This window comes from Amycolatopsis sp. NPDC043885, from assembly GCF_056435685.1.
In genome coordinates, this window is the sequence record NZ_JBWKEA010000019.1 from 60,000 (window position 1) to 68,889 (window position 8,890).

General features: G+C 67.1%; 11 protein-coding genes. 6 read left to right on the forward strand and 5 right to left on the reverse strand.

The features are described from left to right. Positions 1 to 118: 118 nt before the first annotated feature. The gene (locus AC069I_RS36390) at positions 119 to 595 is read right to left on the reverse strand and encodes a DUF2000 domain-containing protein (protein WP_340685156.1); all 477 of its coding nucleotides are present in this window, start codon (positions 593 to 595) and stop codon (positions 119 to 121) included. Positions 596 to 698: 103 nt separating this feature from the next. Here AC069I_RS36390 and AC069I_RS36395 point away from each other — a divergent pair, with 103 nt between their 5' ends. Continuing rightward, positions 699 to 1,166, forward strand: a complete 468-nt coding sequence (locus AC069I_RS36395) for an Lrp/AsnC family transcriptional regulator (protein WP_199745424.1) — start codon at positions 699 to 701, stop codon at positions 1,164 to 1,166. Between the two features lie 3 nt (positions 1,167 to 1,169). On the opposite strand, the gene AC069I_RS36400 is transcribed toward AC069I_RS36395, so the two are convergent. The 4 genes from AC069I_RS36400 to AC069I_RS36415 form a co-directional block, all read right to left on the reverse strand. Then, positions 1,170 to 1,727 carry a sugar O-acetyltransferase gene (locus AC069I_RS36400; protein ID WP_240597827.1) on the reverse strand — a complete coding sequence of 186 codons (558 nt, stop codon included), beginning with the start codon at positions 1,725 to 1,727 and terminating at the stop codon, positions 1,170 to 1,172. A 208-nt stretch (positions 1,728 to 1,935) separates the two neighbouring features. Next, on the reverse strand, positions 1,936 to 3,030 hold the full coding sequence (locus tag AC069I_RS36405) for a DUF1996 domain-containing protein (protein ID WP_478267407.1): 1,095 nt from the start codon (positions 3,028 to 3,030) through the stop codon (positions 1,936 to 1,938). Positions 3,031 to 3,232: 202 nt separating this feature from the next. Next, positions 3,233 to 3,991 (reverse strand): anti-sigma factor family protein, encoded by a 759-nt coding sequence (locus AC069I_RS36410; RefSeq protein ID WP_478230832.1) that lies wholly within the window; start codon positions 3,989 to 3,991, stop codon positions 3,233 to 3,235. Next, the gene (locus AC069I_RS36415; RefSeq protein ID WP_034317190.1) at positions 3,988 to 4,539 is read right to left on the reverse strand and encodes a sigma-70 family RNA polymerase sigma factor; all 552 of its coding nucleotides are present in this window, start codon (positions 4,537 to 4,539) and stop codon (positions 3,988 to 3,990) included. The genes AC069I_RS36410 and AC069I_RS36415 overlap by 4 nt, the downstream gene beginning before the upstream one ends. A 257-nt stretch (positions 4,540 to 4,796) precedes the next feature. Here AC069I_RS36415 and AC069I_RS36420 point away from each other — a divergent pair, with 257 nt between their 5' ends. Genes AC069I_RS36420 through AC069I_RS36440 form a run of 5 tightly spaced genes read left to right on the forward strand, consistent with a single transcriptional unit; the run spans position 4,797 to position 8,276 of the window. Next, positions 4,797 to 5,357, forward strand: coding sequence for a hypothetical protein (locus tag AC069I_RS36420; protein WP_478230831.1), 561 nt, complete (start codon positions 4,797 to 4,799; stop codon positions 5,355 to 5,357). Next, the gene (locus AC069I_RS36425) at positions 5,341 to 6,108 is read left to right on the forward strand and encodes a DUF4142 domain-containing protein (protein WP_478230830.1); all 768 of its coding nucleotides are present in this window, start codon (positions 5,341 to 5,343) and stop codon (positions 6,106 to 6,108) included. The genes AC069I_RS36420 and AC069I_RS36425 overlap by 17 nt, the downstream gene beginning before the upstream one ends. After that, on the forward strand, positions 6,101 to 6,706 hold the full coding sequence (locus tag AC069I_RS36430; RefSeq protein ID WP_478230829.1) for a ferric reductase-like transmembrane domain-containing protein: 606 nt from the start codon (positions 6,101 to 6,103) through the stop codon (positions 6,704 to 6,706). Before AC069I_RS36425 ends, AC069I_RS36430 begins: the two co-directional genes overlap by 8 nt. An 18-nt stretch (positions 6,707 to 6,724) precedes the next feature. After that, positions 6,725 to 6,961: a ferredoxin gene (locus tag AC069I_RS36435; RefSeq protein ID WP_007033644.1), complete on the forward strand. Its 237-nt coding sequence runs from the start codon at positions 6,725 to 6,727 to the stop codon at positions 6,959 to 6,961. Then, complete coding sequence (locus AC069I_RS36440; protein WP_340685150.1) at positions 6,954 to 8,276, forward strand: NAD(P)/FAD-dependent oxidoreductase; 1,323 nt, start codon at positions 6,954 to 6,956, stop codon at positions 8,274 to 8,276. Before AC069I_RS36435 ends, AC069I_RS36440 begins: the two co-directional genes overlap by 8 nt. The last annotated feature ends 614 nt before the right edge of the window (positions 8,277 to 8,890 follow it).

An 8,890-nucleotide genomic window follows, 5' to 3' on the forward strand; every position in this document is an offset into this window, starting at 1 on the left:
CGGGGACTTCGGGGGGGAATGGGCACTGGTACCGAGTGGGTCACCGGGGTCGTGAGTGGCGATTCGGGTTCTAACCCGAATCGCCACTCACGACCACCTGTACCGAAGGGCCACCCGGTCACGGCATCAGCGGCAGTTTCCCGACCAGCTTGTCGATCCGGTTGCGCGGGCCGACGATGCCGATGGCGCAGAAGTCCATCTCCTCGGTCGGGATCTCCTTCATCGTCGCGAGGAAATCGGTGTAGACGCGGATCTGCTGGGCGACGGCGGGCATGTCGGCGACGTGGCAGCCCGGCGAGGCCGCGGCCTTGGTCCGGATGGCCCGGAGTTGCGCGGCGTCGGCCGCCAGCACCGAGCAGCCGGTCCACGGCAGGCCCGAGTAGTGCTCGCCGTTCGCGTCGACCGCTTCGTCCCCCAGCAGCCCGGTCACCGACTTCGCCGTGGCGACGGCGGTGCAGACGGCCGCGTTCGCCGCCCGGCCCGGCGGCAGCTCGCTGTTGACCACGATGACCCACTTCAACCGGGCCGACCGGGTGGACGCGGTCAGGTCGATTTCGTCGGGGGTGAATCCGATGGCCGTACCGTGCTCGGACATTCAGCTGATCTCCTGCTCACTTAAACGGATGAACAAGGTCAAGCTAAGAGGACGTACGAGTACAGTCCACCATGTTCGTACTTAATACGGCGAGAGGCGCGAGATGGCGCGATTGGACGAACTTGATAAGGCGATCCTGGCGCAATTGCAGTCGGACGCACGGAAGACCAACCGTGAAGTGGCCGCCGCGGTGGGCGTTTCGCCGACCACCGCGCTGGATCGCACCCGCGGGCTGCGGGAACGCGGCGTGATCCGCGGCGCGCTGCTGGACGTGGATCTGCCGTCGATCGGCCGCGGGGTGCAGGCGCTCATCGCGGTGCGCGTGCGCCCGCCCTCGCGGCGCAACATCGAAGGCTTCCGGAACTGGGTCAACGCGCTGCCCGACCTCGTCGGGCTCTACGTGACCACCGGGACCGAGGACTTCATCCTGCATGTCGCGGTGCCCGACAACGACAGCCTCTACGCCTTCGTGATCGACAAGCTGACCGAACGCCCCGAGGTGGCCGACGTGCGCACCTCCATGGTGTTCGAGCACAGCCGCCGCACCAGGATCACGCCGGTGGACCGGTGAGCTTCAGAGTTCGCGGATGACGCGGGCCGGGTTGCCCGCCGCGAACACCTTCGACGGCAGGTCACGCGTGACGACACTGCCCGCGCCCACCACCACGTCATCCCCGATGGTCACTCCGGCACAGACGATGACGCCACCGCCGAACCAGACGTTGTCCCCGATGGTGATCGGCGCGGCCGACTCCCAGCGCTGCCGCCGCAGTTCGTGGTCCTCCATGGGATGCAGCGCGGTCAAAAGCTGGCAGCGCGGGCCGATCGAGCAGTCAGAACCGATCTTGATCGGCGCGCAGTCGAGCAGGATGGCGTCGTAGTTGAGGAAACTGTTGGCGCCGATCTCGATCAGGTAGCCGTAGTCGCACTGGAACCGCGGCATGATCCAGGAGCCCTCGCCGAGCTTTCCCAGCAGTTCGCGCAGAATCGTGTCCCGCTCACCGGTCTCCTCGGCGCCCGTGCCGTTGAACCGGTCGACGAGTGCTTGCGCGCGCCTGCGGTCCGCGACCAGTTCGGGGTCGTTGTCCCGGTACAGCTCGCCGCGCAGCATGCGGTCCTTTTGCTCACCCATGCCGCCAACCTACCGAAAAGCGTCCTGCCGGCGAGCCTCCCAAGGAAAGCCACCGACAGGACGGGTGAATGCTTGCGGAGCGTTCTTCAGTTGTGTCGATCGGTTTCCGGGTAGGGCCGGCCCGGCGGATGGGTGAGGTGTAGGGGGGACCCGCCGGGCCGGAGTATCTTCCTTTCTCTTCGCAGGTTCCTGCTTCCGCTTCAGGGCGTCATTCGCGGCACTGACGGCCTTCGTTGACGCAATCGACGAGGCGATCCATGATCCGGTCGGACATCACGTTCGCGAAATCGTCGTGGTCGGAGAAGGGGTTGTGGTCCTCTTCGGGGAACGAGTCCACTTTGTACTGTCCGGCGAGCTGAATCCCTCGCGGGATCTGGTAGGTCAGCGAGATGGTGAGCTCCGGGACGGCGGTGAGACCGTTCGCGCATTCGCCGTTCTCGTCGGGGTACTTGATGTGATCCCGGTGATTTTCACTGTCGATGTTGTCGCCGTCGAGACAGCTCGGGAAGGTGTGCACCCGCTTGACGTCACTGCCCTCGGGGCAGATCGGGTACTGCTTGATGAGCCTGTTCTCGAAGCCCGTGCAGGTCCAGCTCTCCCGCGCGTTGGCGGGACCGTTCGTGGAGACCTTCGCGTCGCCGTAAAGGATCCGGAGGAACTTCGGCATCTCCTTCACCTTCTCCCTGGCGTTGCCCTTGAAGGTGATGTCGACGACCGCGGGGCGCTGGATCTCGCCGTCGTTGCCGGCGAGTTCGTTGTCCGCGTTCGGCTCGTCCAACTGCACCTGTTCCCGCTGGTCGTTCCGGTCCCGGCGATTCCGTTCGCCGTCGCGGCCCTGCTGTCGTCCGGCTTCTTCCTCGGTATCGATCCGCACCACCGGCCAGAAGTACGTCGACTCGTCGCCGTTGCGACAGGTGGTGCCGGCGCCCAGCAGGCTGTCGTTGTCCGAATCCGCGTTCGTGGAAAGGTTTCCGACGTAATCGTGCAGATGCTGGGCACCATTGCGGACACCCGGCTGCGCGATGAAGTTGTCGGGATTGAAATGCCCGTTCTCGTTCCGGCCGCAGTCGACGGTGAACGAGCCGGTGGAGGCGTTCCGGCCCGGCTCCGGCTTGTCGACGTTCGGCCTGACCTCGATGATGTCCACGAACTGCGACTTGTCCACCTCGTCCGCGGCGGCGCGTTCGGGGTCGCCGGTCGTGGTGGACACCACCAGACCACCGACCGCGATCGACAAGCCCAGCAACGCGGTCGCGATCTTGGTCCTGCGGGCGATCCGATGGCGCCCTTGATTTCGTGCCATTAGCTGCTCACCTCATTCTTTTCCGGGCGCGCCGATCACTCGAACCCGGGCATGAGCCACGCATTTGTCGAATACGCCGATTACCGCATTCGTGGCGAACCCTTCTGTTCGCCCGCCGATTCAGATCCGGCTACTGGGGAATACGGCGCCCGCCGAGGATCGGTTCAAAACGCGATCCGGCCGTTATCTTTCCGTTATAAGACTACCGGCGCACGATGGCGAGCACGGTGCCGTCCCACTTGTGGACCTCGAAGCGTTCGATGTCGGCCTTCCGCAGCGCCGTCGAACCGCTGATGACGAGGGGAGCAGGGGAACCGGGGACGCCGTACCCCTTGGCCGGCACGCTCCAGTTGTTGACGGCGTAGGCCTCTCCGCCGTGGGAGTAGGCGACAAGCTGGCAGGTCATCGGGCCGACGAGGCCGCGCAGTTCGAGTTCGACGGCGCTGCCCCACTCCTTCTCCTGCACCGTGACCTCGGCGGCGACCGCGTTGCCCGCCTCGGACCAGCCGAACGGGGCGGCGCCGCCGTCCGGACCCGTCTCACGTTCCCGCGACGACGACGGAGGCGGTGGCACCACCGACGTGACGACGGTGGGCGCGGCCTGTGTCACGACCGGTTCACGGCCGGTGAGCGAAAGGACGGCGAGTGGTCCGCCGACGACGAGCACGAGTACGGCGGCGGCCGTGGCGAGCCGGATGACCTTACGGCGACGGCCCGCCTTGGCCGCGTCCGCGAGCAGCATTCGCAGCACCCGCGGGCCCGGACCCTTCACGGGCGGATCCGGCCAGCTCTTCTTGACCATGTCGAGAATGTCGGGCAGGTGGTACATCTCCACCAGCTCGACCTGACACTCGGGGCACTCCAGCAGATGCGCTTCGAACCTGACGTGGTCCTCCTCGCCCAGGACGCCGAGCACGTAGGCGGCGATGTCCGTGTGGACAGCTCCGGACACCTCGCTCACCCCCGCTCCTGCAGCGCCCTGCGCAACGCGCGCACAGCATGGTGGATCCGCGATTTCACCGTACCCGGCGGAACCCCGAGCGTCGCCGCGACCTCGTTCACGGTGCGGTCACGAAGATAGGTCTGCTGAACGGCCTCGCGTTGTTCCGGGGAAAGATTGCGCAGGGCCTCGTAAACGATCATGGCCGCGAGCGTCTTCTCCGATTCGTCCGGCACTCCGATCGAATCCGACTCCAGTTCCTCCACCTCTTGAGGGCGGGCGCTCCGGCTCCGCCAGCCGTCGATGACGATGCGCCTGGCCACGGTGAACAGCCAGGCGCGCAGCATTTCCGGCTGCCGGTCGAGTTTGCCGGCGTTGCGCCACGCCTTGATGAGCGTCTCCTGGACCACGTCCTCGGCCCACTGGCGATCGTGGCCGGTCAGCTTCAGCACGAACGCCATCAGGCTGGATCCGAACTCCTGGTACAACGCCCTGATGAGGTCGTCATGCCCGTTCGACGCGGGTTCATGATCGACGATTGGCTGCAGTATCCGAGAGTGGCGTCCCACGCGGCACATCCTTGTGGGCTCAGGGGCGATAAGTCCAGTACCAAAACCGTTCCGGCCAGGTTCTCCGAGCGTGGGAAAGTTTTTTGAACCGTTTCCCGCTCGTGACCGTATCCCCTACCGAAGACCCCGACCCGGCGCTGTCCCCCGCACCGCCGAATCCACTGTGGATCATGACTGTCCACAGTGGAATTGAACCTGCCTGCACACCATCTCCCCGCGGTGATGGCGTTCTCCTCTGCCCCGACAGGAGGATTTCCGTGAACCCCGTGTCACGCTCGGTCATACCTCTGACTCTCACCTTGGCCGCGGTCGCGCTGGCCTCGGCCTGTACCACCGGTACCGCGGGACCGAACGGCTCTCCCGGCGCGGCCTCGACCGCCGGTACCGGGCAGATCCCGGGAATGCCCGACCCCGCGGCCGAACCCGCCCCCGGTGTCACGGCGGCGATCCTGTTCGACCTCGGGCCGATCGTCACCGACACCAACGGTTTCACGCTTTACCGCTACGACAAGGACACGGTGAATCCGCCGAAGTCGAATTGCACCGAAACCTGCGCGCGGACCTGGATTCCTGCCAAGGCGAGCGGTGAACTCGTGGTCACCGGCATCGACCGCGCGCTCGTCGGCACCGTGACCAGGGACGACGGCACCGAACAGATCACGCTCGCCGGCTGGCCGCTCTACCGCAACGCCGACGACGCGATGCCCGGCAACACCGGCGGGCAAGGCGTCGACGCCGCGTGGTTCCCCGCCAAGCCGGACGGCACGAAAGTGCTGGTCACCGCCGACACCTGGCAGGCCGATGACCTCGGCATCTGACCTCCCCAGACCCGTCCGCCCGCTGCTCGTCCTGCTGATCGCGGCCGTGGTGAGCCTGCTCGGCCCGGTCGACGAAGCGCACGCTCAAGAGCTTTCCGCGGCGGACAAGAACCTGATCGTCAACGTCAAACTGGCCGGGCTGTGGGAAATGCCCGCCGGGATGTGGGCGCAGGAACGCGGGAAGAGCAAGCGGACCCGCGAAGTCGGCCGGACGTTGATGATCGACCATGGCAGGCTCGACACCGCGACGCACGCCATCGCCGACCGGTTCGGCATCGCCCTGCCGTCCGAGCCGTCGGATCAGCAGTCCGCGTGGCTCGGCGAGATGAAGGCCGCCCGCGACGACAGCGAGTTCGACCGCATCTTCGCCAACCGGCTCCGGTACGCGCACGGTGTGCTGTTCCCCGTCATCGCGCAGGTCAGGGCCGGTACCCGCAACGACGTCGTCCGTGACTACGCCACCACGGCCAACCAGGCGGTGCTGCGGCATATGACCCTGCTGGAGAGCACCGGCGTCGTCGACCAGTCGCTGATGCCGGAAGCCCCGGTGCCGCAGTCGAATTCGGCCAACGCCGCGATGGACGTCGGCTTCGGCGACCTCGCGCTCGGCCTGCTGCTCGCGGTGGTGCTCGGCGGCGGACTGTTCTTCGCCGTCCGGACCCTGCGCAGCAAGAACACCCGGACCCGCGACCGCGCGGCCACCACCGAACCTGATCCGGTTCCCAGTGCCCCAGGAGAGAACAATGTATGACCAGTGGTCCGAGGTGGTGATCGTGCTGACCCAGAAAACGGACACCGACCCCGGCATCAAGGGCATGGCGCAGACCTCCGCCCGGATCTCGTACGGCTTCATGTGCCTCACCCTGTGCTGGGGCGTGCTCACCGCGACCGGCTGGATCAAGTCGCTGACCGGGCGGAAGGCACTGCGCAACTCGCATATGGTGCTCGGCATCCTGACGTTGTCGTTCGGCGTCGTGCACGCGATGTCGTTCCTGTTCCTGCCCGACGGATTCACCCTGGCGCAAGTCACGATCCCGCTCCTGCCGGGCACCCTCGCGCGGCACGAACTCGGCGTCATCGGGCTCGAGGTCATGCTCGCCGTCGCGCTCACCGGCGGCATCAGCCGCTTCAGTTCCTACCGGCGCTTTCTGTGGATCCACCGGCTCGCCTATCCGGCGGTCGCGATCACCGCGTTGCACGCGTTCTTCGGGGCCATGGCCAACGGGCATCTGGGCCTGCTGTGGTTCGGCGGGATCACGCTGCTGGTCCCCGCGGTGCTGCTGACCGCGCTGCGGTTCACGCCGACCCGGTACCTGGAACGGCTGGGCCTGGTCGAAGAACTGGTCTGACGACTTGGAGAACGAACAATGATCTTCGGAAGCATCCGGCGCGGCACTCGCGTCAGCGTCGACAACGAGCGGTGCGAGATCTTCGGCTTCTGCGAGATGGAGGCGCCGTCCACGTTCAAGATCGGACCGGACGGCAAGCTCCGCATCCGCCGGATGGTCGACCGGGACGGGCTGGACCAGGCCATCTCCGCCGCCCGGCTCTGCCCGAAACAAGCCATCAGAGTCAAGGGAGAAGGAGCGTACGACGATGAGTGACGGAGATCGGATCGTCATCGTCGGGGCGGGCGTCGCCGGCCTCCGCTCGGCGGAACGGTTGCGGGAACTCGGTTTCGACGGCGAGATCGTGCTGGTCGGCGACGAGCCGCGGAAGCCGTACCACCGGCCGATGGTGTCGAAGGAGCTCATCACCGGCGGAGTGAAACCGGTGGCCGCGAGCCTGGAGCCCTACGTCGACCTGGACGTCCACTGGCGGCTCGGCACCCGCGCGACCTGGCTCGACAGCAAGGAGCGCACCGTCCATCTGCCGGGTGGTGAATCCCTGTGGTACGACGGGTTGATCATCGCGACCGGCGTCTACCCCCGGCATCTTCCCGGCTCGCCGCGCCACGACCCCCGGGTCCGTGTCCTGCGGACCGTGGAGGATTCACTGGCCGTCCGGCGGGCCTTGGGGAACAGCAACAAGTCCGTCGTGGTGATCGGCAGCGGCCTGATCGGGAACGAGTTCGCCGCGTCGATGCGGTACATGGGCCGGGACGTCACACTCATCGGCCACGCGAAGGCGCCTTTGCACCGCTTCGGGGAGCGGATCGCGTCGGCGCTCACCAAGGAACACCAGCACCATCGCGCCAAGCTGGCGATGAACACCGAGGTGCGGAACTGGATCAGCACCAAGGAGACGGTAGGGCTGCACCTGACCAACAACCAGTTCCTGGTGGCCAGCTGCGTGGTGCTCTCGATCGGCAGCGTGCCCGCCGTGGACTGGCTGCGCGGCTCGGAGCTGACCATCGACGACGGTGTGCTGTGCGAATCGACCCTCTTCGCCGTCGGGGCGGAAGACGTCGTGGTCGCCGGCGACGTCGCGAAATGGCCGAACCTGCGGATCGACGAGACCCCGCGACGGGTCGAGCACTGGATGAACGGCGTCGAATCCGGGCGCGCGGCGGCGGAAAGCCTGATGCTGGGCCGGGACAACGCGCGGCCGTACACGCCACTCCCCCGCGCCTGGTCGTCCCTGTACGACGCGCGGTTGCAGACCGCCGGGATGCCGTCGCTGGGCAAGGACACGATCGAACTCTCCGACGGGGTCACCGGTTTCGTCCGCGACGGCAGGCTGATCGGCGCGGCGGGCTGGGACCGGCCGAAGGCGATGATCCACTGGACCGCCGAACTCGACCGGCGGCTGCCGGTGCCCGAGCCGGTGTTCCCCGCCCCCGCCGCTCCTTCGTTCGCGGCGACGCCGATCGGGGAGGACATCCTGGCCCCGTTCGAGCGGGACTTCCTGTCCGAGACGCCGACCGAGGCCGTTCCCGCGCCGGAAAGGATGCCCTGGGCTCGCGTTCCCGCCGGGTGACCCGGGATCGCGAACGGACCGGGGCCGCGCGCGGCGGCCGCGGTCCCTCAGGTGGCGGTGGGCAGCTACGCCTCCGCACCCACCGCCACCCCCTGGGGACGCCAGGAGGTAACCGGGACCGACGGTGATTCGGGCTCCGCCGGGTACCGCACTCCGGGCTCCCCGCTTCCGGTCGGGGCCCTTCCAGGCTTGACTCACTTGGAAGGGCCCCGATCCATGGCGGCTGAAGGGGACTTTCCCCTCGTTACACGCGGCGAAGGGCGCTTTCACCGCATCGCATGCGGGGCCCCGGCAAAGTCGCATTACCGCTGATCAGTTGGGGCGCGAGTGGCGATTCGGGTTCTCTTGAGAGGTAAGGCGAACACGACGTGATGGAGCTGGCGGCGCGCTCGCCGAAGAAGCCTGGCTCGTTCATGACTGTCCACAGAGGACACGAAGAGAGAGCAAGGTGCCCGATTTGGGTGCTTTGCGCGGCTTCGTGACCGGGTCGTGGGGGGGAACGAGGGGTGGAAACCCCCCTGGCACTCCCAAACCCCCTGCCAAAACGACCAAGAGGGAGGAGCCCTTTGGGGGTCCCTGGGCGCCCCACGGGGGGGAGCCTCTCCACCCCCAAA

Coding starts and splice junctions, on each gene's coding strand:
- AC069I_RS36400 (WP_240597827.1), bottom strand. CDS start 1,727: ATGGGTGAGCAAAAGGACCGCATGCTGCGCGGCGAGCTGTACCGGGAC.
- AC069I_RS36430 (WP_478230829.1), top strand. CDS start 6,101: ATGTATGACCAGTGGTCCGAGGTGGTGATCGTGCTGACCCAGAAAACG.
- AC069I_RS36390 (WP_340685156.1), bottom strand. CDS start 595: ATGTCCGAGCACGGTACGGCCATCGGATTCACCCCCGACGAAATCGAC.
- AC069I_RS36425 (WP_478230830.1), top strand. CDS start 5,341: ATGACCTCGGCATCTGACCTCCCCAGACCCGTCCGCCCGCTGCTCGTC.
- AC069I_RS36440 (WP_340685150.1), top strand. CDS start 6,954: ATGAGTGACGGAGATCGGATCGTCATCGTCGGGGCGGGCGTCGCCGGC.
- AC069I_RS36395 (WP_199745424.1), top strand. CDS start 699: ATGGCGCGATTGGACGAACTTGATAAGGCGATCCTGGCGCAATTGCAG.
- AC069I_RS36405 (WP_478267407.1), bottom strand. CDS start 3,030: ATGGCACGAAATCAAGGGCGCCATCGGATCGCCCGCAGGACCAAGATC.
- AC069I_RS36435 (WP_007033644.1), top strand. CDS start 6,725: ATGATCTTCGGAAGCATCCGGCGCGGCACTCGCGTCAGCGTCGACAAC.